Here is a 20,587-nt window from a genome sequence, read left to right as displayed (position 1 = left end):
GAGCACTTCAAACTTAATAGTTGCATTAAGATCAGCGCCAAACAAAAACCTGATTATCAAGGATGATAATGAACACCCACTATGCAAACCCAACTGTATCAGCCAGCTTATTTCGGCAAGCAATAGCAAAAGAAACAACAATCACTCTGAACTTCAATTACCTCAGCGGCATGATCGAAGCATGGTGGATGAAAAATCATGACCAGAGTATTCATGAGCTTAAAATCCAGCTGATCAATATCTTTGCAACTTACCTTCGCCCTGAAGATGCCTACTATTTCGATAAATTAGGGCAGGCACATGAAGGCGTTGCCGCCGTGTGCATCAAGAACATCTTCCACCTCGATTCACCCAGGCTGGCCCTGACGGTACATGAAGCGCTCTCCGATTTGTTCCATCTGGTTGACATCAAATATGACTATGAAGAACACAAAGCCTTATATCTGAAACCGGCGGCGGAAAAATATCGCGAATGGGGAAATGGCTATGGAGATATCACACCGCATTCCGACGACTTGTATGAAAACCTCAGCGTAGACTTCCTGGCATTAACAGTTTGTCGAGACACTACTCATACACCGACGGCTTATTACTTCCCCGCAGATTTGCTCCGCGACCTTGAAAACGAAGACATTGAAATACTGCTTGGCATGCAAGCCAGGTTTATTTCCGGCAAAAACGTCAAGGGTTCGAAAGAGCGAATTCGCAATGTCGTCGAATACGACGACCACTACGGCTACCGGTTTTCTCTGGACTTCCGGATCGACCCGCACAACGGTGAGCGCATGCGAGCGGTCAACGGTGGCCAACATGTCCTCGACAAGATCAGAGCCCAGTTGCCCACCGCCAGGCACGGTGTCTCGACAGCCGAGACCGGAACCTTCCTGATCGTGGCCAACCATAAGATCCTGCACGCGCGCCCCATGCTGAACATGAGTGAAGATGCCGTGCGCACCCAGACCGCCACGTCAACACTGGCCACCACACCTCGCCTGCTGTTTCGCAGCAAAGGCCCCAGGAAACAGTATTACGCGCTGAATGCATCCGACTGTCCGCGGGAAACTCGCTGATGGTTGGAGGAGAACAGCCCTGTCATTCGTCAGCCAAGGTCTTCCAGGAAGGCGCACGGGATGCGATCAGCTTCGGTGTCGCCTTCCTGTTTCTGTATTTGTCGATCGGGATGGTAGGCGCCGCACAGTCATTAACCCTGGGGCAGACCCTGGCAACAACCTTGTTGATATTTTCTACGCCGCTACAGTTTTTGCTTCTGCAAAACTACAACGATGGCTGGCTGTTGATTCCGGTCATTCTGGCGCTCAACGTGCGATTTTTATTGCTCTCGGCCGCGCTGGCGCCGTACCTGAAGCACGTTTCAACAAGCAACATACTGCCCTCGCTGATCCTGATAACGCCGTCGATATTCACGGCCTGCATGACCCGCTTCAAACAACGAACCACTCACCCCTTCACTTACATGCTCGGCGTGGGCTTGCCGATATTTGCCGTGTCGATTGTGTGTACCTGCATCGGCTTCATCGCCGGTGCCGGGTTGGCGTCGCCGGTGACCACGGCCGTGATGATGATGCTCTTGCCGCTTCAGTTCACCGCACTGGCCGGCAAACACTGGCCGCATTACGCCGAAGTGTCCAGCTACTGGCTGGGCTTCATCGGCGCGCCAGTGCTGGTGTTGTTCTTCAAGGATTACAACTTGCTCATCACACCATTTTTGATCGGTGGCGTGACCGTGTTGATTGAAAACGCCTGGACCGAACAAGGAGCGCGCACCCAATGACACTTTGGTTTTTGATCGGCTTTGCCGCCGTCAGCGCACTGGCGTTTCGCGCCCTGCCCTTTGCCTTTAAAAACACTACGGCGCTGACACGCACACACGGTTCGTTCTATCGGTTTATCAACTACAGCGCACAAGCCATGCTGGGGGTAATCATTTATGACACGGCGTTCAACAAACAGGATGCGCCGAGCCTGATACAACAGTTTGAAAGCCTGGATGCACTGAAGCTGATCCTGCTGCTGGGGACCTTCATTGTGGTCGCCAAAACCAGAAAAATACTTCCCGCTTTCTTGGCCAGCCTGATGATTTATCTGACGGCGGTCGTCTATCTCTATGGCGGGCAATAAGCCCCGCCCCCTCTCATCACCGCAACCAATGCCATCGCGAGCAGATCACGACAGGGTCTGCCCGCGAGCCTCGGCCTTCACGCTGATTAAATATTTCCTGCGCAGCTCTGCGCTTGATCCTACCCCCACGCAGGCCTAATCTAGCGCCACGCAAACGTTTCACCCCCCCTTCGCAACACCGCTACATCGCCACTCCAGACCAAGGAGGTTCCCGAATGTTCGATTTCCACCCCCAGCTCAAGCAGCGCTTTGCTGCCTTGCGCACGGGCGCTGAATTCTTTTCTCTGCGATACGTGCGCGAGTCCGGCCAGTACCTGTCGGTGCGCAAGAACGTTGCCGAACCTCCGAGCCTGAGCCGTGACGAAGGCGCGATGCTGACCGTTCGTGTCAACGGCGTTGAAGCCTACGCCGCGACCAACGACCTGTCGCCGCAAGGCCTGCAATCGGCGCTGGACCGAGCCGAGCAACAAGCTCGCCTGCTCAAGCCTCACGCGCTGCTCGACCTGCGCGAGCAAGCCGTTTCCAGCGACCGCGCCGACTATTTTTCGCCGAACCTCGACCAGCCCTTCCCGTCCCTGAGCGATTGCTACCAACTGCTCGGCGCCGAATCCGCGGCAGTGCCCAAGGACGAGCGACTGGTGAACTGGCAGGTCAGCATCGGCATCACTCATGTCGAACAGATCTACCTCAACAGCGCCGGCGCCGAACTGCGCCAGGCCCAGCGTTTCGTCTATCCGGGCCTCGATGTCACGGCCTACGACGGCAACGACAGCCAGACCCGCAGCCTCGGCCGCGAGAACTTCGGCCAGCAGGGCAGCGCTGATGTCATCAGCCGTTGCGGCCTGATCGGCGCCGGTCCAACAGTTGCCGATCAAGCGTTGCAATTGCTGCTCGCGCCAAACACGCCACAAGGCCCGCGCGACCTGCTGCTGATGCCTGATCAGATGATGCTGCAGATCCACGAATCCATCGGTCACCCGCTGGAACTCGATCGCATCCTCGGTGACGAGCGCAATTACGCCGGCACCAGTTTCGTCAAGGCCGAAGACTTCGGCCATTTGCAGTACGGTTCGAAACTGCTGAACGTCACCTTCGACCCGGACATTCCCGAGCAGCTCGCCAGCTACGGTCATGACGACGACGGCACTGCCGCGAGCAAGCAATTCCTGATCAAGCAGGGCTTGCTCCTGCGTCCATTGGGCGGTGCACTTTCGCAGTTCCGCGCAGGCATGGACGGCGTTGCCAACAGCCGCGCCTGCGGCTGGAATCGCCCACCGATCGACCGCATGGCCAACCTCAATATCGAGCCCGGCGATCAGCCGCTGGAACAACTGATCGGCAACATCGAGCACGGTATTTTGATGAGCACCAACCGTTCCTGGTCCATCGACGATGCGCGTAACAAGTTTCAGTTTGGCTGCGAATGGGGCCAGTTGATCGAAAACGGCGAACTCAAAGGCGTGGTGAAAAACCCGAATTACCGGGCGATTTCCGCGCAGTTCTGGAAAAACCTCAGCGCCGTCGGCGACGCCAGCACCTTCAAGGTTCTGGGCACGCCGAACTGCGGCAAGGGCGAACCGAATCAGGTGATCCGTGTCGGCCATGCATCACCGGCCTGCGTGTTCAGCAACGTGGATGTATTCGGGGGAGACGCCTGATGAGCACTTCAAAAAGTCAGGCTGATTCGTTCAAGGCCTTGGTCAGCGGGTTGCGCGAGGCGATTCGCGAACCGGAGCAATTCACCCTCAGCTACGCCGCCGAGTCGTCGGCCTTCGTGCGTTTCAATCATGCCAAGGTGCGGCAGGCCGGTCAGGTGCAACAGGCGAGCGTCGGTCTCAAACTGATCAACGACGGTCGCCACGCTGACCTCGACATCACGCTGTCGGGCGATGCTCACGTTGACTCCCAGCGTCTGGCCGAAGGCCTGCAACAGTTGCGCGACACCCTGCCGCTGCTGCCGCAGGATCCGTACTTGCTGCTCAACTACACCGGCTGGCAAAGCAAGAATGTGCAGGAGCATCCGCTGCCGGACACCGAGCAGGTGGTCGCCGAAATCACCCGGGCCGCCGAAGGGCTGGATCTGGTGGGTTTCTACGCCGCCGGCCCGATCAGTCGCGGCTTCGCCAGTTCTTCAGGCGCGTTCGGCTGGCATCAGGCCAACAGCTTCAACTTCGACTTCAGCCTGTTTCATGCAAACGGCCAGGCGGTGAAAGCCAGCTACGCCGGGCATGACTGGAACAGCGAAGGGTTTGCCCGGCGCTTCCAGCAGGCGCGTGAGCAGCTTGAGTTTCTCGGTCGACCATTGCGTACGTTGGCACCGGGTCAGTATCGCGCTTACCTGGCACCGGCCGCGCTGGAAGAAATCATGGGCATGTTGTCCTGGGGTGGCTTTTCGGCGCAGTCGATTGCCAGCAAGAGCAGTCCGTTGCAGAAACTCTACGCGGGTGACCATTCGTTCAGTTCGCTGGTGTCCCTTGACGAGCAAGTCAGCGGTTCGTTGAGCCCGGCATTTTCTGGCGAAGGCTATCCACGCAGTGACCTGAAGCTGATCGTCGACGGCAAGGCCGGCGCGCAATTGGTCGGCTCACGCAGCGCCGCCGAATACGGCCTGACAGCCAACGGCGCCAGCGGCGGTGAATCGCCGACCGCGCTGAACATGGCGCCAGGCGCGCTTGCCGATGCCGAGATCCTCAAGCAACTGGGCACGGGCTTGTACATCAGCAACCTCTGGTACCTGAATTACTCGGACCAACCGATGGCACGCATGACCGGCATGACGCGGTTTGCGACGTTCTGGGTCGAGAATGGCGAAATACAGGCACCGGTCAGCACCATGCGTTTTGATGACAGTGCCTACAGTTTGCTGGGTTCGCAGCTGGAAGCGTTGACCGAAGAGCGCGAGTTGTTGCTGTCGGCGAGCACTTACAGCCAGCGGGCCACGGCATCGGCGTTGTTGCCGGGCGCGCTGATCAGCCGCCTGACGCTAACCCTGTAACCCCGCAAAACCCGTAACGACGCAAAACCTGTAGGAGCTGGCTTGCCAGCGATGGCGGCCTGTCAGGCGCCATTGATGTTGAATTTGCCGGCCTCATCGCCGGCAAGCCGGCTCCTACAGGGTCGGTGAAACGCTGATATTCCTTTACCAAGAGGTCCCATGCCCAACCGCCCGCCTCTCGACGCTGTCACCGCCCGCTGGTTGCCGTGGGTCGTCGCCATTGCCTTCTTCATGCAGTCCCTCGACGGGACCATCCTCAACACCGCCCTGCCGGCCATGGCCCGCGATCTGGCTGAAGACCCTTTGCGCATGCAAGGGGTGATCATCGCCTACATGCTCACCGTCGCGTTGCTGATCCCCGCCTCGGGCTGGATTGCCGACCGCTTCGGCACCAAGAAAATCTTCTTCGGCGCGATCCTGCTGTTCAGCTTCGGCTCGTTGCTCTGCGCCTTGTCGAGCAGCCTGAGCATGCTGATCGGCGCCCGGGTGATTCAGGGCCTGGGCGGTGCGCTGATGCTGCCGGTCGGGCGACTGGTGGTGCTGCGGGCCTACCCGCGCTCGGAACTGGTGCGGATCATGGGTTTCATCACCATTCCCGGCCTGCTCGGCCCGTTGATCGGCCCGACCATGGGCGGCTGGATGGTGGAATACCTGACGTGGCACTGGATCTTCCTGATCAACCTGCCGGTCGGCGCCGTCGGTTGCTACGCGGTGTGGAAATTCATCCCCGACCTGCGCGGTACTGAACGCACGCGGTTCGACAGCCTCGGCTTTTTGCTGTTTGGCGCAGCGATGGTGCTGATCACCATCGCCATGGAGGGCCTCGGCGAACTGCACCTGCCGCACCTACGCGTGATGTTGCTGCTGTTCGGTGGCATGGCGTGCCTGGCGGCGTACTGGTTGCGGGCCGGGCACATCGACAATCCGCTGTTCGCACCGTCGCTGTTCAAGACCCGCACGTTCGCCGTCGGCATCCTCGGCAACCTGTTCGCCCGTCTGGGCAGCGGCGCACTGCCCTTCCTCGTGCCATTGCTGCTGCAAGTGGCGCTGGGCTACTCGCCGTCGCAGGCGGGGATGAGCATGTTGCCGCTGGCAGCGGCGGCGATGGTCGCCAAGTCGGTGGCCCGGCCGCTGATCGAGCGCCTGGGCTATCGCATCGTGCTGACCGGCAACACCCTAGCGCTGGGGCTGATGCTGGCAAGCATGGGCCTGGTCAGCGAGCAGACGCCGTACTGGCTGCTGCTGGGCATGCTGGCGATTCTCGGCGCGATCAACTCGTTACAGTTCACCGCGATGAACACCGTGACCCTGATCGACCTCGACGACGCCAGCGCCAGCAGCGGCAACAGCCTGCTGTCGGTGGTCGCGCAATTGTCCCTGAGCCTGGGCGTTGCGTGTGCCGGTGCGCTGCTTGGCGGGTTCACGGCAGAGATCGGAAACGACGGCGTGGACACGGTGCTGGGCGCGTTCCAACTCACGTTTGTGACCGTTGGAATCATGGCGATGCTGGCTGCAACGATCTTTTCCCAGCTCTCAAAGGAAGACGGACGGCGCGTCAAGCGTCCGGAAGAACACATCGAACCTTAGGGCCAATGGCCATGGGACTGGTACACTGCGCGACATTTTGTTTTGCAGGCCAGTCCCGTGACCACCATCGCCACCGCTTTTAATACTTTGCCGCTGTCCGCCGCCATGCTGGCTAACCTCGACTCCCTCGGTTATGCCCAGATGACGCCGATCCAGGCGCAAAGCTTGCCGGTGATCCTCAAGGGGATGGACCTGATCGCCCAGGCCAAGACCGGCAGCGGCAAGACCGCGGCCTTCGGCATCGGCCTGCTGAACCCGATCAATCCGCGCTTCTTCGGCTGCCAGGCACTGGTCATTTGCCCAACGCGCGAGCTGGCTGACCAGGTCGCCAAGGAAATCCGTCGTCTGGCCCGCGCCGAAGACAACATCAAGGTCCTGACCTTGTGCGGCGGCGTGTCGTTCGGTCCGCAGATCGGCTCGCTGGAGCACGGCGCGCACATCATCGTCGGTACTCCGGGCCGCCTTCAGCAACATTTGCGCAAAGGTTCGCTGGTGCTCCATGGCCTGAACACGCTGATCCTCGACGAAGCCGACCGCATGCTCGACATGGGTTTCTACGACTCCATCGAAGAAATCATCGCCCAGACCCCGGAACGCCGCCAGACCCTGCTGTTCTCCGCCACGTACCCGACGGGTATCAAGCAACTGGCGGCGAAATTCATGCGTACCCCTCAGATCGTGAAGGCCGAGGCGTTCCACGACGACACGCAGATCGAGCAGCGCTTCTACGAGATCTCTCCGGAAGAGCGCATGGACGCCGTGGTCAAAGTCCTCGCGCATCACCGCCCGGCCTCTTGCGTGGCCTTCTGCTTCACCAAGCAGCAGGTTCAGGAAACCGTCGATCATCTGACCGCCAAAGGCATCTCCGCCGTCGGCCTGCACGGCGATCTGGAACAACGTGATCGTGACCAGGTGCTGACGATGTTTGCCAACCGCAGTACTTCGGTACTGGTTGCCACCGACGTCGCCGCCCGCGGTCTGGACATCGATGCGCTGGACATGGTGATCAACGTCGAACTGGCCCGTGATTCGGAAATCCATATTCACCGCGTTGGCCGTACTGGCCGCGCCGGTGAAAAAGGCATCGCGATCAGCCTGGTCGCTCCGTCCGAAGCGCACCGCGCCCAGGCCATCGAGCAACTGCAGAAGTCGCCGTTGAGCTGGGATCAGCTGGACAACCTCAAGTCCCAGGGCGGTGGTCCGTTGCTGCCGCAAATGAGCACACTGGTCATCGGCGCTGGCCGTAAAGACAAAGTGCGTCCGGGCGATATTCTGGGTGCATTGACTGGCGACGCCGGGATTCCGGGCGCGCAGGTTGGCAAGATCGCGATTTTCGACTTCCAGGCGTTCGTGGCCGTGGAACGCGGAGTTGCCAAGCAGGCAGTGCAACGCCTGAACGACGGCAAGATCAAAGGCCGCTCGCTGCGCGTGCGTATCCTCTGATCACCTTGTAGGAGCCGGCTTGCTGGCGATGCAGGCGCTGCGGTCTATCAATTGGACCGTGTCATCGTTCATCGCCAGCAAGCCGGCTCCTACAGGTTCCGTGTCGTTTTTGAGATTTATGTGAGGACACCGTTTTGCGCTCTACCGAAGTCGTGATCATTGGCGCTGGCGCCGCAGGGTTGATGTGTGCGCTGACCGCCGCCGGGCGCGGGCGCAAGGTGATGTTGCTCGACCACGCGAACAAGGCCGGCAAGAAAATCCTGATGTCGGGCGGTGGCCGCTGCAATTTCACCAACATGTACACCGAACCGGGCAATTTCCTCTCGCAGAACGAACACTTCTGCAAATCCGCACTGGCGCGCTACACGCAGTGGGATTTCATCGGCATGGTCGCCAAGCATGGCGTGCCGTACCACGAGAAGAAACTCGGCCAACTGTTCTGCGATAACAAATCCAGCGACATCCTCGAAATGCTGCTCAACGAGTGCGATCAGGCTGGCGTCAGCCTGCACCTGGACACGTCGATCCAGACCATCGAAAAGCTGGAAAGCGGCTATCTGCTGGACACCACACTGGACCAGATCACCTGTGAATCCTTGGTGATCGCCACGGGCGGCCTGTCGATCCCGACGCTCGGCGCCACCGGTTTCGGCTACCAGGTCGCGAAGCAGTTTGGCCACGAACTGTTGCCAACCCGCGCCGGCCTGGTGCCCTTCACCATCACCGATCAGCTCAAAGAGCTTTGCACCGAACTGTCCGGTACGTCGGTGGATTGCCTGGTGAGCTGCAACGATCAGAGCTTTCGCGAGAACATCCTGTTTACCCATCGCGGCCTCAGCGGTCCGGCGATTTTGCAGATTTCCTCGTTCTGGGAATCCGGCGACCCGGTAGAGATCAACCTGATGCCGGATCACGATGTGCCGAGCTGGCTGCAACAGCAGCAGGCCGAACGTCCGAACAGCGAGTTGAAAACCCTGCTCGGTGAAATCTTCACCAAGAAGATGGCCAACCTGCTGGCGGACAACTGGTTCGTCTCCAAACCGATGAAGCAATACACCCACGCGGAAATTGCCGACATCGCCGAGAAGCTGGCGAGCTGGAAAGTGGTGCCGGCCGGGACCGAAGGCTACCGCACGGCCGAAGTGACCTTGGGCGGCGTCGACACCAACGAAGTCTCGTCCAAGACCATGGAGTCGTTGAAAAGCCCTGGGCTGTATTTCATCGGCGAAGTGCTCGACGTGACCGGGCATCTGGGCGGTTTCAACTTCCAGTGGGCCTGGGCATCGGGTTACGCGGCTGCGCAATACGTCTAACAAACACAAAACACACTGTGGGAGCGAGCCTGCTCGCGAAGGGGTCGGCACATTCAACATCTTTGTTGAGGGTTAGACCGCTTTCGCGAGCAGGCTCGCTCCCACATTGGTTATGGGTTGTCCGTTAAAGGAACAGATTTTGCTGTCAGATGTGATCGGCGCCATTGCGTCGGCGTCATTACTGGCTCAATTTAGCGTCATTGCCTCGGAAGGCCCTCGCACTTCATGCCATCGACCCCTTTTCGTCAGTCCCTGCGTCGCCTCTGGGCGCTGGATAAATTCAGTTACAGCGTACGGGTGTTCATCGCCCTGACCGGCAGCATGGCGCTGTGTTGGTATCAGGATGAAATGGGACTGCTGATCCCGTTGTTCCTGGGGATCATCGCCAGCGCCCTGGCCGAAACCGACGACAGCTGGCAGGGTCGCCTCAATTCGCTGGCCGTAACGCTGGTCTGCTTCATCGTCGCAGCCCTGTCCGTCGAACTGCTCTTCCCCTACCCCGTCCTGTTCATCATCGCTTTCGCATTGGCAGCTTTCTGCCTGACCATGCTCGGTGCGCTCGGCGAACGTTATGGCGCGATTGCCTCGGCGACGTTGATTCTGTCGGTCTACACCATGATCGGCGTGGACCAGCGCGGCGGCGCGGTGACCGATTTCTGGCACGAACCGGTGCTGCTGGTGGCCGGCGCGGCCTGGTACGGCTTGCTCTCGGTGTTATGGCAGGCGATGTTTTCCAACCAGCCGGTGCAGCAGAGCCTGGCAAGGTTGTTCCGCGAATTGGGTTTTTACCTGAAGCTGAAATCGTCGCTGTTCGAGCCGATCCGGCAGATGGACGTGGAAGCGCGTCGACTGGAACTGGCCCAGCAGAACGGTCGGGTCGTAGCGGCCCTGAACGCTGCCAAGGAAATCATTCTGCACCGGGTCGGCAACGGTCGACCGGGCTCGAAAGTCAGCCGCTACCTGAAGCTCTACTTCCTCGCTCAGGACATCCACGAACGCGCCAGCTCCTCGCACTATCCGTACAACGCGCTGGCCGACGCCTTTTTCCACAGCGACGTGCTGTTCCGCTGTCAGCGCCTGCTGCGCCAACAGGGCAAGGCTTGCCGAGCGCTGGCGGAATCGATCCAGATGCGCCAGCCGTTCATCTATGACGCCAGCTTTGCCGAAGCCCTCAGCGACCTGCACGCGTCCCTCGAACACCTGCGTATCCAGAGCAACCCGGCCTGGCGCGGACTGCTGCGATCCCTGCGCGCACTGGCCGCCAACCTCGGCACCCTCGACCGTTTGCTCAGCGATGCGAGCAACCCCGACGCCCTCGCCGACGCCACCGACAGTAGCCTGCTCGACCGCTCGCCACGCAGCCTCAAGGATGTGTGGATTCGCTTGCGCACGCAGCTGACACCCACCTCGCTGCTGTTCCGCCATGCCCTGCGTTTGCCCCTGGCGTTGAGCATCGGCTACGGCATGGTGCATTTGATTCACCCGTCGCAGGGTTACTGGATCATCCTCACCACGCTGTTTGTCTGCCAGCCGAACTATGGCGCGACAAGGCGCAAACTCGGTCAGCGGATCATCGGCACCGCCATTGGCCTGACCCTGGCTTGGGCGTTGTTCGACCTGTTCCCTAACCCGCTGATCCAGTCCTGCTTCGCGATTGCCGCCGGGGTGGTGTTCTTTACCAACCGCACCACCCGCTACACCCTGGCCACGGCCGCGATCACGCTGATGGTGCTGTTCTGCTTCAACCAGGTCGGGGACGGTTACGGACTGTTCCTGCCGCGACTGTTCGATACCTTGCTCGGCAGCCTGATCGCCGGTCTGGCGGTGTTCCTGTTCCTGCCGGACTGGCAGGGCCGACGCTTGAACAAAGTGCTGGCCAACACCCTCACCTGCAACAGCATTTACCTGCGCCAGATCATGCAGCAATACGCCGCCGGCAAGAGCGACGACCTGGCTTATCGCCTGGCCCGGCGCAACGCGCACAACGCCGATGCGGCGCTCTCGACGACGCTCGCCAACATGCTGATGGAGCCGGGGCATTTCCGTAAGGAAGCGGATGTCGGGTTCCGTTTCCTGGTGTTGTCGCACACCTTGCTCAGCTATTTGTCAGGACTGGGTGCACACCGTGAAACCCAACTGCCGGCAGACGTGCGCGAACAATTGATCGAAGGGGCCGGCGTGAAACTGGCGGCGAGCATCGATGAAATCGCTCAAGGGTTGGCGAGCAAACTGCCGATTGCGATTCAGAGTGATGAGGAAGAGGCGCTGGCCAATGAGCTGGAACAGATGCCGGACGAGATAGACGAAGGGCAGCGGTTGGTGCAGACGCAGTTGGCGTTGATCTGCCGGCAGTTGGGGCCGTTACGGACGTTGGCGGCGCATTTGATCAAGGACACCGGCGAGGATTGAGATTTGTGGTGAGTGGGCCGGCCTCTTCGCGGGCAAGCCTCGCTCCTACAAGTATCGCCGCGAACCCTGTAGGAGCGTGGCTTGCCCGCGAAGAGGTCATCAGCCATCCCGCAAAAACTACATCCCGTGCTGCTTCATCAGCTGCTCATAACTGCCATCCGCTTTCATCTCCGCAATCTCACGGTCGAAACTGGCCACGATCTCTTCATGGTGCGGATTTTTCAGGCTGACCAGAATGTGCAGGCTGTTCTCGCTCAACGGCTTGGGCAGGAACTCCACGGCATTGCGCACCTTGGCGGACTCCCGGGCCAGGTAATAACGAGCGACGTATTCGTCTTCCAGCGTCAGCTTGACCCGATCGGCAGCGACCATGCGCACAGCCATGGCGAAGCTGTGCACCGGGATCTTCTGTAGCGAAGCGTCCTCATCGAACGCCGGTGAATAGGCGTAACCGCGTACCACTGCAATCGGATAAGTGTGCAGCTGCTGCAGGTTGTTGTATTCGATCGGTGCGTCCTTGCGCTTGAGAAAGCGCACGCGGTTGAGCAGGTACTCGCCGGAAAACTGGCCGAGTTTGGTGCGCTCTTCGGTATACCAGGCGTTCACCAGCACATCGTAACGGCCTTCGCCCACACCCATCAGGGCGCGTGCCCAAGGCACCTGTTCAAAGTCACTGGCATAGCCGGCTCGCGCCAGCGCGGTGCTGACAATGTCCGTCGCCAAACCACCATTGATCAGCGTGGCGTCGGTAAAGGGTGGCCAGGCATCGGCTACCAGTCGCAGCTTTTCCGCTGCCGCGCCCTGAGTCAGCAACAGCAATCCGATCAAGGCCAAAGCTCGATGCAATCGCGGCATGCTCGAAAATCCTTAGCGGGCGGCTGCCCGACGTGTTTTCAGCCAAAACTCCAAGGTCCCTTACCGGCAAAACCCAGGTACTAACATTAGCTCATCGAAGCCACTGCACAGCGCTTCACCCCAGATTACACAAAGAAGACAACGCCGCGCGAATTGAATGATGGCATTTTGGCCTTTGTCACAGATTTCTCTGCCATAAAGACATCTTTCGTCCAGGCGATTAGTATCGGAGCGACTAGGTCAACGGAATGTGAAGATGACAATCGATTGGATCTGCAAGCACCACAGCGATCTGGGCAAAGAGCAGCTGTACGCCATTCTGCAGCTGCGCTCAGAGGTTTTCGTTGTGGAGCAGAAATGCGTCTATCAGGACGTGGACGGCCAGGACCTGGAGGGTGACACCTGCCACTTGATGGCCTGGGACGGCGATCGGCTGGTGGCGTACCTGCGCTTGCTCGACCCGGAATTACAGGGCGGCGACGTGGTGATCGGCCGGGTGCTTACCGCACCGGAAGCGCGCGGCAAAGGGTTGGGTCATGAGCTGATCGCCCTGGCGTTGAAGCAGGCTGAGAAGCGTTGGCCTGATGTGCCGGTTTATCTGTCGGCGCAGGCGCATTTGCAGGGGTATTACGGGCGGTACGGGTTTGTCGTGGCGGGTGAGGAATACGTGGAAGATGGCATTCCGCATATCGGGATGCGTCGTTCTTGAGGGCCTCTTCGCGGGCAAGCCACGCTCCTACAGGATTTGCTCTGCCCTTGTAGGAGCGAGGCTTGCCCGCGAAGGCATCAGCCGCAACAGCGCAAATCACGGATATTCCAACACCGCTTTAATCTGCCGCAGATTTCGCTCGATCCATCCCCGATCAATCGCTCCCCACTCGCGAATCCGATAACGCCCGGCATGGTTGCGCGCGCCCTCTTCCTGCTCGAACTCGCAAACGATATCCAGATCCGCCAACGCGGCAATGGTGTCCTGCGCCGTGCGCCGGGGCATGCCGGTCACGTCGGTCAATGCCGGGACGCTGCTGGCCAGCCCACTGTCGATCAGGTACGCCACGTATAAACGGCGATAGAAGCTGCTCTTGGTCTTGCTCACGTCCATCCACACACTCCTTGGCTACTGCATTTCCCGCCACGTCAGGTACACCCGCAAATCGAATTCGACCTGGTGATACCCCGGCAACATGTGTTCGCACAGCTTGTAGAACGCCTTGTTGTGATCCGACTCCTTGAAGTGCGCCAGCTCATGCACCACGATCATTTTCAGGAACTCGCAAGGCGCCTCCTTGAACAGCGAGGCCACGCGAATTTCTTTCTTGGCCTTGAGTTTGCCACCCTGCACCCGCGAGATCGTGGTGTGCAGGCCAAGGGCGCGATGGGTCAGGTCCAGACGGTTGTCGAACAACACTTTGTCGATGGCCGGGGCGTTACGCAGGTATTCCTGCTTGAGGTCCAGGGCATAGGCATACAGCGCCTTGTCACTCTGCACGTCGTGCTTTTGCGGGTAGCGCTTGTCCAGGTAGTCGCCCAGCCGACCCTCGGTGATCAGCCAGCGCACCTGGTCCTGCAACTCTACGGGATAGGCCTGAAGGTATTTCAACGCGGTCATCGGGATAGGCAACATCAATTACTGAAAGGCCGCCAGTGTAGCGAATTCAGTCGATCAACGTGCTCCAGTCGAACGGTCGCACAAAGTCGCCGACGTCCTCGGCAATCATCGGCCGCGCCACCAGGAAACCTTGCACGTACTCGCAACCATTGGCTTGCAGCCATTCATATTGCGCGACGGTTTCCACGCCTTCGGCGATCACCAGCATCCCGTACTGCTTGCACAGGTCGATCACATTGCGCACCAACGCCGCATCCCGCAAGGAGTCCGGCAACCGGGCGATCACATGCCGGTCAAGCTTGAGCGTGTCCAGCTCCAGGTCCCGCAGATGCGACAACGAGCACGGCCCGGAGCCGAAATCATCCAGCGCCACCCGCACCCCCAGATTGCGCAGCAGGCGCAGTTGTTTCCGCGTTTCATCGGGGTTGTGCATCAAGGCCTCTTCCGTGACCTCGACCTCCAGATGCCGCGCCTGCAAGCCATGGCGCTCCAGCACCTGACGCAACTCGGTGACCAGGTTGGGCATGCCGAACTGTGTGCTGCTCAAGCTGACGCCCAGCACCAAGTCTTCGGCAAACAAGGTTTCCCAGGCTTTGCGTTGCCCGGCGCCGCGATGATAAATCCAGCTGCCCAGGCGACTGATCAACCGCGCCTCTTCCAGCAACGGCAAAAACAACCCTGGCGGCACGTCGCCGACGCTCGGATGCTGCCAGCGCAGCAGGGCTTCGAACCCGCGAATCTGCCCTCCGGCAATGGCCACCTGCGGTTGATACACCAGATTGAAATCGCGGTTTTCGATGGCGGTGCGCACACTTTCTTCGAGCATCAGCCGTGAGCGCGCGCGACCGTTCATGTCATGGTCATAGAAGCGATATTGCTGACGCCCGGCACGCTTGGCTTCGTACATGGCGATGTCGGACGCTCGCAACAAACCATCGAGATTGGCCCCGCAATCCGGATACGTGGCAATGCCGATGCTGGCCCCGAGGGCGATATCCAGCCCATCGATCTGCTGACAGATCGACACCCGCTCAATCAGCTTCTCGGCAATCTTGGCCGCTTGCTCGGGGAACTCCAGATCGAGCAGCGCCGTGAATTCATCGCCGCCCATGCGCGCCAGAATGTCGAAGGGTCGCAAGCAAGCCTTCAACTGTTCGGACACCCAGCGCAACACGCGGTCGCCGGCATCGTGACCGAGGGAATCGTTGACCCGTTTGAAACCGTCGAGGTCGAGATACAGCAACACCCAGGCGCTGTCGTTACGCTCACCGCGCAGCAGCAGGTTTTCCACGGTCTGATAGAAACCACGGCGATTGAGCAGGCCGGTCAACGGGTCGGTCACCGCCTGAAATTCCAGCTGCTGATGCAGATGACGCACCACCGACATGTCCAGCACCGTCACCACCATCGCGTGTTGCTCGGTGGGCAATGGCGCACATGAAAGTGCGACAGGCACCTGCTGGCCCGGCGCCGTACGCAACAGCGCATCGTGCAGGCGCAGGGTTTCGCCGCGCTTGTAACCGGTCAGCAGTTCGGAATCGGCCCAGACCGGAATATGCGGCTTTTGCAGGTAATCCAGAAACTCTTTGCCTTGCAGGTCTTGCACCGTGGCGTTTAGCAGTCGCGACATCGCCGGGTTGGCAAAGCGGATCAGACCGTCCTCACCGACCACCAGAATGCCTTCGGCGGCGTTATCCAGCACCGAGGCGTTAAAGGCGCGCGCGACCTCCAGATCGTGACTCAGGCGCTGCAGCGCCCGGCGATTGCGCTGATGCTCCAGTAGCGCCTGGACTTTGGGCTTGAGAATCTGCGGGTCGAACGGTTTGAACAGGTAATCCACCGCACCACTGGCGTAGCCCTTGATCACGGCATCCTGAGACTGTTCGTTGGCGGTGAGGAAAATGATCGGCGTGAGACGGGTGCGCTGACTGCCGCGCATCAGGCGCGCCACTTCAAAGCCGTCCATACCCGGCATCTGCACATCCAGCAGCACCAGGTCGATATCGTGTTCGAGTAAAAGACTCAGGGCTTCAAAACCGGACGCAGCGGTGATGACCTGCCAGTCCTGGCGCTGCAGCAACGCGCGCATGCTGATCAGGTTTTCAGGGTAATCATCGACGATTAAAAGGGTTGAGCTGCCTTCGGCTGGCGGGGGTTGCGCGCATTCCATGCTGCTTCTCTATGTCGGGGCGTCAGGCCGGTTTCTCGTGAAAACCGGACAAATGTTACGTCTTCACTCTAGACCGGGATTCGCGAAAGCAGAAGATATCAGTACGCCATCATGTAACTAAAGGGTTCATTTGCCGACTAACGGTCACCTCTACAGGCCGCTAAAACCGGGAAAGATGGCCTTTTAACAGGATTTTGACGTCATCCATTTGTCAGACAGACGTTAACAAAATAGCCTTCTACGCTTATAAAGACCGCCCTCCAAGGCGCGTGCTAGAGCTTCTGGTACGTCCGTGCTGCAAAATTCGTGGAAGCTTTTCCTATGATCGATCTCGCATCCTGGAACCTCAGTGTTCCCGTCGGCAACCCGCCGTACACCGTTGAAACGGCCAAACTGGTGAATGGGTTCAAGGATCAATACTTCCACTCCGACACCGGCACACTGTTTTTCTGGTCGCCGGTAACCGGCACAAAAACCGAAAACGCTAAGTATCCGCGCACCGAACTGCGGGAAACCTACAGCAACGGCACCCTGAAAAACTGGTACTACCCGGACGCCGACAATTCCCTGCGCGCCACCCTGGCGGTGAACCAGGTGCCGAGCTCCGGCAAAATCGTCATCGGCCAGATCCACGCCTATGAAAGCCAGAAACCCATGGTGAAGGTCGAGTATCAGTACAAGACCGCCACCAAGACCGGCAACATCGTAGCCAAGGTGCGCATGCACCCCGATGACGGCGAAGGCCGGGTAATCACCATCGCCACCGGCGTGAAGCTGGATCAGGAATTTTCCTACCTCATCCACCTCAGCCCTGGTGGTGCGCTGGGCATCAGTGCTGCGGGTTTTCAGTGGGACACCAAAATCAGCGCGACGTGGCGGGTCAAACCGCTGTACTTCAAGGCCGGGGTGTATGTGCAGGACAACACCGGGTACACCAGTGAAGGCGGTAAAGTGACATTTAGCAAACTGGATATTGATCACGATAAATAGCCCATACCGGGATCCCGATAGTAGCTGTGGAGCTTGCGAGGCTGCGTCCGAAGACAAAGCCCTCGCAGTACATTGCCGGATCCTGCCCCCCATTTACATCACAATTCGAATATCGCCTGCAACCTTCATCCCTGCCAACAGTTCCCCTCCCGGAACACTGAAAGTGACTTTACTCCCTATTTTCAACTGCTGACTTGGATCAGTGTCTTTAATCAGGAAAGCATAACTTTCATACTTTCCTTTTATACCTCCAACTCCGCTTCTACTATCCCACATTGTCACCACACCTTCTCCAGCACTCATTTTCGACGCTCCAAAGTTAAAAATTAAGAATTAAATATCAGTAAAAACACAGAACAAAGGGGACAGATTTATTTGATCGACTAAAACGGGAACGGCTAAATCATTCTGTCCCTTTTATTTTTAACACGGTAGACCCACCGCATTTTAGAAGCGTTCAAAAGCTCCAACCCCCCTCACCGCATTTACCGTAATTTATGCTGTCTTACCAAGACTTGCACTAAATACGGCGGCACCGCCGCCAAAATACGAAACAGTACCTTGCAGCAGTGAATAGGTTTTATCGGAGGACATTAACTTCATTTCAAAACTCGGAGAGTCATCTCGAGAAGCCAATGTCAGATTAATAACAACCTTCGTGTTTGGCGGGCTCATGTATTGAAAAGTCCCCCTAACGTCATAGACCCTACCCCCATACACATATGTTCCGACATTTATAACATCGCGACTAGCATCTGAGTCCGTGATCTTCAAAACAGCTTTGGTGTCACCTTCACCGCCTTCATATGTCCCATTCAACATTATACTCATCTCCATAATTGCAAATCAGTAGAGTAAACGCATGGATTTATTCACATCGCTCACCCCTCGGATATGACATACAAACGATATGGCAAAAACAGCCTGCTGATCACCTGTAAAAAATCACAGTTTTTTATACAATTTCGAAATAATAATCAGCACCACACATACGTCATCGCACTAACACTAACTAACGCCTACTTGGGAGCCATGAGTAGAATGAAGGTCGCACAAGATAAACATTTTCGAGAGCAAGAGAATTAAGCGACTCATGATTTTCTTGCACGCATAAAAAACCCGCCTCTCGGCGGGTTTTTTGTGCAACTCAAATGCTGAAGGTTTAGTTAACCTTGGCGTTCAACTCACCTTTCAGATAACGCTGATACATGCCTTCCAGCGAAATCGCTTTGATCTTCGAAGCGTTGCCGGCAGTGCCGAAGGCTTCGTAGCGAGCGATACACACGTCACGCATTGCAGTGACAGTCGCGCCGAAGAACTTACGCGGGTCGAACTCGCTCGGGTTGGTGGCCATCAGGCGACGCATCGCACCGGTGGATGCCAGGCGCAGGTCGGTGTCGATATTGACCTTGCGCACGCCGTGCTTGATGCCTTCGACGATTTCTTCAACCGGTACGCCGTAGGTTTCTTTGATGTCGCCGCCGTACTGGTTGATGATCGCCAGCCACTCTTGCGGAACCGAAGACGAACCGTGCATTACCAGGTGGGTGTTCGGGATGCGCTTGTGGATTTCTTTGATGCGGTCGATGGCCAGCACGTCGCCGGTAGGCGGCTTGGTGAACTTGTACGCGCCGTGGCTGGTGCCGATGGCGATGGCCAGGGCGTCGACCTGAGTGCGCTTGACGAAGTCAGCGGCTTCTTCCGGGTCGGTCAGCATCTGGCTGTGATCCAGAACGCCTTCAGCGCCGATGCCGTCTTCTTCACCGGCCATGCCGGTTTCCAGCGAACCCAGGCAGCCCAGCTCGCCTTCTACCGATACGCCGCAGGCGTGAGCCATGGCTACGGTTTGTTGGGTAACACGGACGTTGTAGTCGTAGTCGGTCGGCGTCTTGCCGTCTTCGCCCAAGGAGCCGTCCATCATGACCGAGCTGAAGCCCAGTTGAATGGAGCGCTGGCAGACGTCAGGGCTGGTGCCGTGGTCCTGGTGCATGCACACCGGGATGTGCGGGAATTCTTCGATTGCCGCCAGGATCAGGTGACGCAGGAACGGTGCGCCGGCGTATTTGCGAGCACCGGCCGACGCCTGGACGATCACCGGGGAGTCAGTCTTGTCAGCGGCTTCCATGATGGCGCGCATCTGCTCAAGGTTGTTGACGTTGAAGGCTGGAACGCCGTAGCCGAACTCGGCTGCGTGGTCCAGCATCTGGCGCATGCTGATAAGTGCCATTGTGTGTGTCTCTCCCGGTTTGGGTCGTTAATCGTGCCAGCCTGCCGGAGCGGCGGCGGCTATTCAAGTTATTGCAGATCGGGGGTTAATCCAGTCCGCTCATTCGGTATTACGCAGAAACCCTGTAGGAGCGAAGCTTGCTCGCGAAAGCGGTTTAACTGACACCACATGCGTTGAATGTGGCGCCCTCTTCGCGAGCAAGCTTCGCTCCTACAGGCTTGGCACAAGCCTTCAATTACTCGGCTTTACAACCGCGGCCGATCAAATCGTTGGTGGCGACCCAGTAAACCAGGCCTTCCTCACCTTTTATGTGAAACGCCAGCATGTCGTTGCTGTACAGCGAACCTTCGGCGCCCGGCTCGAGCTTCAGGCGATAGACCTGATCGGCCCCGCCGAGACGCACGTCGACGGCCTTGTGGCTGTCGTCAGTGTAGCGCCAGACCACTTTGGCCTGGCTGTCGCAGGTCCAGGTGGCCCAGCTGTCCGTCGATTGGGCCGGCTTGAACAGGTCAAAATTCGAGCAACCTGCCAGCAGAACCAGCGCCGTAATGGCGATAAAACCTTTCATCCGTGTTCCTCGACTGACGGCGCACGCTGCCAGCCCTGAGTAAGGAGTCAGACCCGTCAAGGACAACCATGTTCCTTGGCGGGGGTCTGTGTTTCGTATTTGTCCAGGCCATCAGGCCCGGAACGCTTGTTGAGCACCGGGTTGGTTTCCGCTTGCCAGTCAGCCTGGTAGCAGCTCTTTTGCACCGATTGCGGCGCAGGTTCCGGTGCGGCCTTCGGGTTACTCCCGCAAGCCGCCAGTGAACCGGCAACGATCAACAGCGCTAGCGTCTTGACCATCTGA

Annotated in this window: 20 protein-coding genes; 11 read left to right on the top strand and 9 right to left on the bottom strand. The window is 58.6% G+C overall.

Annotation, left to right across the window (positions count from 1 at the left end; translation table 11 throughout):
- Positions 1-68 precede the first annotated feature (68 nt).
- The 9 genes from ACYZUC_RS22415 (at position 69) to yccS (ending at position 11,886) form a co-directional block, all read left to right on the top strand.
- Positions 69-1,070, top strand: coding sequence for a hypothetical protein (locus tag ACYZUC_RS22415; RefSeq protein ID WP_461990455.1), 1,002 nt, complete (start codon positions 69-71; stop codon positions 1,068-1,070).
- The gene (locus ACYZUC_RS22410) at positions 1,070-1,792 is read left to right on the top strand and encodes an AzlC family ABC transporter permease (protein ID WP_461990453.1); all 723 of its coding nucleotides are present in this window, start codon (positions 1,070-1,072) and stop codon (positions 1,790-1,792) included. Before ACYZUC_RS22415 ends, ACYZUC_RS22410 begins: the two co-directional genes overlap by 1 nt.
- A complete protein-coding gene (locus tag ACYZUC_RS22405; protein WP_461990451.1) occupies positions 1,789-2,139 on the top strand; it encodes an AzlD domain-containing protein in 351 nt (116 codons plus the stop codon). The genes ACYZUC_RS22410 and ACYZUC_RS22405 overlap by 4 nt, the downstream gene beginning before the upstream one ends.
- Before the next feature lie 215 nt (positions 2,140-2,354).
- The gene (locus tag ACYZUC_RS22400) at positions 2,355-3,797 is read left to right on the top strand and encodes a TldD/PmbA family protein (protein ID WP_461990450.1); all 1,443 of its coding nucleotides are present in this window, start codon (positions 2,355-2,357) and stop codon (positions 3,795-3,797) included.
- Positions 3,797-5,134 carry a TldD/PmbA family protein gene (locus ACYZUC_RS22395; protein WP_461990449.1) on the top strand — a complete coding sequence of 446 codons (1,338 nt, stop codon included), beginning with the start codon at positions 3,797-3,799 and terminating at the stop codon, positions 5,132-5,134. The genes ACYZUC_RS22400 and ACYZUC_RS22395 overlap by 1 nt, the downstream gene beginning before the upstream one ends.
- A 159-nt stretch (positions 5,135-5,293) precedes the next feature.
- Positions 5,294-6,721 carry a multidrug transporter subunit MdtD gene (mdtD, locus tag ACYZUC_RS22390; RefSeq protein WP_461990447.1) on the top strand — a complete coding sequence of 476 codons (1,428 nt, stop codon included), beginning with the start codon at positions 5,294-5,296 and terminating at the stop codon, positions 6,719-6,721.
- 105 nt (positions 6,722-6,826) lie between these two features.
- Entirely contained in the window at positions 6,827-8,164 is a 1,338-nt protein-coding gene (gene dbpA / locus ACYZUC_RS22385) for an ATP-dependent RNA helicase DbpA (protein ID WP_461996745.1), read from the top strand.
- 134 nt (positions 8,165-8,298) lie between these two features.
- A complete protein-coding gene (locus ACYZUC_RS22380; RefSeq protein ID WP_461990445.1) occupies positions 8,299-9,477 on the top strand; it encodes a BaiN/RdsA family NAD(P)/FAD-dependent oxidoreductase in 1,179 nt (392 codons plus the stop codon).
- Positions 9,478-9,702: 225 nt separating this feature from the next.
- Positions 9,703-11,886 (top strand): YccS family putative transporter, encoded by a 2,184-nt coding sequence (yccS, locus tag ACYZUC_RS22375; protein WP_461990443.1) that lies wholly within the window; start codon positions 9,703-9,705, stop codon positions 11,884-11,886.
- A 117-nt stretch (positions 11,887-12,003) separates the two neighbouring features.
- On the opposite strand, the gene ACYZUC_RS22370 is transcribed toward yccS, so the two are convergent.
- Complete coding sequence (locus tag ACYZUC_RS22370; RefSeq protein WP_461990441.1) at positions 12,004-12,741, bottom strand: substrate-binding periplasmic protein; 738 nt, start codon at positions 12,739-12,741, stop codon at positions 12,004-12,006.
- A gap of 256 nt (positions 12,742-12,997) precedes the next feature.
- Between ACYZUC_RS22370 and ACYZUC_RS22365 the strand changes: the two genes are divergently transcribed.
- On the top strand, positions 12,998-13,450 hold the full coding sequence (locus ACYZUC_RS22365) for a GNAT family N-acetyltransferase (protein WP_461990440.1): 453 nt from the start codon (positions 12,998-13,000) through the stop codon (positions 13,448-13,450).
- A 96-nt stretch (positions 13,451-13,546) separates the two neighbouring features.
- On the opposite strand, the gene ACYZUC_RS22360 is transcribed toward ACYZUC_RS22365, so the two are convergent.
- From ACYZUC_RS22360 to ACYZUC_RS22350, 3 genes are read right to left on the bottom strand one after another with little or no spacing between them, the layout of a single operon-like run.
- Positions 13,547-13,843: a winged helix-turn-helix domain-containing protein gene (locus ACYZUC_RS22360; RefSeq protein WP_008033286.1), complete on the bottom strand. Its 297-nt coding sequence runs from the start codon at positions 13,841-13,843 to the stop codon at positions 13,547-13,549.
- A gap of 15 nt (positions 13,844-13,858) precedes the next feature.
- Complete coding sequence (locus tag ACYZUC_RS22355) at positions 13,859-14,350, bottom strand: YgjP-like metallopeptidase domain-containing protein (protein WP_032832888.1); 492 nt, start codon at positions 14,348-14,350, stop codon at positions 13,859-13,861.
- 46 nt (positions 14,351-14,396) lie between these two features.
- Positions 14,397-16,520, bottom strand: coding sequence for a putative bifunctional diguanylate cyclase/phosphodiesterase (locus ACYZUC_RS22350; RefSeq protein WP_461990437.1), 2,124 nt, complete (start codon positions 16,518-16,520; stop codon positions 14,397-14,399).
- Between the two features lie 321 nt (positions 16,521-16,841).
- Here ACYZUC_RS22350 and ACYZUC_RS22345 point away from each other — a divergent pair, with 321 nt between their 5' ends.
- Complete coding sequence (locus ACYZUC_RS22345; RefSeq protein ID WP_461990435.1) at positions 16,842-17,510, top strand: polysaccharide lyase family 7 protein; 669 nt, start codon at positions 16,842-16,844, stop codon at positions 17,508-17,510.
- Positions 17,511-17,603: 93 nt separating this feature from the next.
- On the opposite strand, the gene ACYZUC_RS22340 is transcribed toward ACYZUC_RS22345, so the two are convergent.
- The 5 genes from ACYZUC_RS22340 to ACYZUC_RS22320 all read right to left on the bottom strand — a co-directional run bounded on the left by ACYZUC_RS22340 (position 17,604) and on the right by ACYZUC_RS22320 (position 20,583).
- Entirely contained in the window at positions 17,604-17,813 is a 210-nt protein-coding gene (locus ACYZUC_RS22340; RefSeq protein WP_461990433.1) for a hypothetical protein, read from the bottom strand.
- 192 nt (positions 17,814-18,005) lie between these two features.
- Positions 18,006-18,332: a hypothetical protein gene (locus tag ACYZUC_RS22335; RefSeq protein WP_461990431.1), complete on the bottom strand. Its 327-nt coding sequence runs from the start codon at positions 18,330-18,332 to the stop codon at positions 18,006-18,008.
- Positions 18,333-18,672: 340 nt separating this feature from the next.
- Complete coding sequence (gene fba, locus ACYZUC_RS22330) at positions 18,673-19,737, bottom strand: class II fructose-bisphosphate aldolase (RefSeq protein ID WP_007981624.1); 1,065 nt, start codon at positions 19,735-19,737, stop codon at positions 18,673-18,675.
- 235 nt (positions 19,738-19,972) lie between these two features.
- Positions 19,973-20,305 carry an MliC family protein gene (locus tag ACYZUC_RS22325; protein WP_008045002.1) on the bottom strand — a complete coding sequence of 111 codons (333 nt, stop codon included), beginning with the start codon at positions 20,303-20,305 and terminating at the stop codon, positions 19,973-19,975.
- Between the two features lie 56 nt (positions 20,306-20,361).
- Positions 20,362-20,583 carry a hypothetical protein gene (locus tag ACYZUC_RS22320; protein WP_008033291.1) on the bottom strand — a complete coding sequence of 74 codons (222 nt, stop codon included), beginning with the start codon at positions 20,581-20,583 and terminating at the stop codon, positions 20,362-20,364.
- Between the last annotated feature and the right edge of the window lie 4 nt (positions 20,584-20,587).

The sequence above is a fragment of the Pseudomonas sp. GT1P32 genome (genome assembly GCF_054897805.1).
Note: the sequence above shows the minus strand (reverse complement) of the source record. Positions and strands in the feature narration are given on the sequence as shown.

What these genes read in the sequence shown, in the direction of transcription:
- ACYZUC_RS22415 (WP_461990455.1), top strand. Translation starts at nt 69, where the DNA reads ATGAACACCCACTATGCAAACCCAACTGTATCAGCCAGCTTATTTCGG.
- ACYZUC_RS22410 (WP_461990453.1), top strand. Translation starts at nt 1,070, where the DNA reads ATGGTTGGAGGAGAACAGCCCTGTCATTCGTCAGCCAAGGTCTTCCAG.
- ACYZUC_RS22405 (WP_461990451.1), top strand. Translation starts at nt 1,789, where the DNA reads ATGACACTTTGGTTTTTGATCGGCTTTGCCGCCGTCAGCGCACTGGCG.
- ACYZUC_RS22400 (WP_461990450.1), top strand. Translation starts at nt 2,355, where the DNA reads ATGTTCGATTTCCACCCCCAGCTCAAGCAGCGCTTTGCTGCCTTGCGC.
- ACYZUC_RS22395 (WP_461990449.1), top strand. Translation starts at nt 3,797, where the DNA reads ATGAGCACTTCAAAAAGTCAGGCTGATTCGTTCAAGGCCTTGGTCAGC.
- mdtD (WP_461990447.1), top strand. Translation starts at nt 5,294, where the DNA reads ATGCCCAACCGCCCGCCTCTCGACGCTGTCACCGCCCGCTGGTTGCCG.
- dbpA (WP_461996745.1), top strand. Translation starts at nt 6,827, where the DNA reads ATGCTGGCTAACCTCGACTCCCTCGGTTATGCCCAGATGACGCCGATC.
- yccS (WP_461990443.1), top strand. Translation starts at nt 9,703, where the DNA reads ATGCCATCGACCCCTTTTCGTCAGTCCCTGCGTCGCCTCTGGGCGCTG.
- ACYZUC_RS22370 (WP_461990441.1), bottom strand. Translation starts at nt 12,741, where the DNA reads ATGCCGCGATTGCATCGAGCTTTGGCCTTGATCGGATTGCTGTTGCTG.
- ACYZUC_RS22365 (WP_461990440.1), top strand. Translation starts at nt 12,998, where the DNA reads ATGACAATCGATTGGATCTGCAAGCACCACAGCGATCTGGGCAAAGAG.
- ACYZUC_RS22360 (WP_008033286.1), bottom strand. Translation starts at nt 13,843, where the DNA reads ATGGACGTGAGCAAGACCAAGAGCAGCTTCTATCGCCGTTTATACGTG.
- ACYZUC_RS22355 (WP_032832888.1), bottom strand. Translation starts at nt 14,350, where the DNA reads ATGACCGCGTTGAAATACCTTCAGGCCTATCCCGTAGAGTTGCAGGAC.
- ACYZUC_RS22350 (WP_461990437.1), bottom strand. Translation starts at nt 16,520, where the DNA reads ATGGAATGCGCGCAACCCCCGCCAGCCGAAGGCAGCTCAACCCTTTTA.
- ACYZUC_RS22345 (WP_461990435.1), top strand. Translation starts at nt 16,842, where the DNA reads ATGATCGATCTCGCATCCTGGAACCTCAGTGTTCCCGTCGGCAACCCG.
- ACYZUC_RS22340 (WP_461990433.1), bottom strand. Translation starts at nt 17,813, where the DNA reads ATGAGTGCTGGAGAAGGTGTGGTGACAATGTGGGATAGTAGAAGCGGA.
- ACYZUC_RS22335 (WP_461990431.1), bottom strand. Translation starts at nt 18,332, where the DNA reads ATGTTGAATGGGACATATGAAGGCGGTGAAGGTGACACCAAAGCTGTT.
- fba (WP_007981624.1), bottom strand. Translation starts at nt 19,737, where the DNA reads ATGGCACTTATCAGCATGCGCCAGATGCTGGACCACGCAGCCGAGTTC.
- ACYZUC_RS22325 (WP_008045002.1), bottom strand. Translation starts at nt 20,305, where the DNA reads ATGAAAGGTTTTATCGCCATTACGGCGCTGGTTCTGCTGGCAGGTTGC.
- ACYZUC_RS22320 (WP_008033291.1), bottom strand. Translation starts at nt 20,583, where the DNA reads ATGGTCAAGACGCTAGCGCTGTTGATCGTTGCCGGTTCACTGGCGGCT.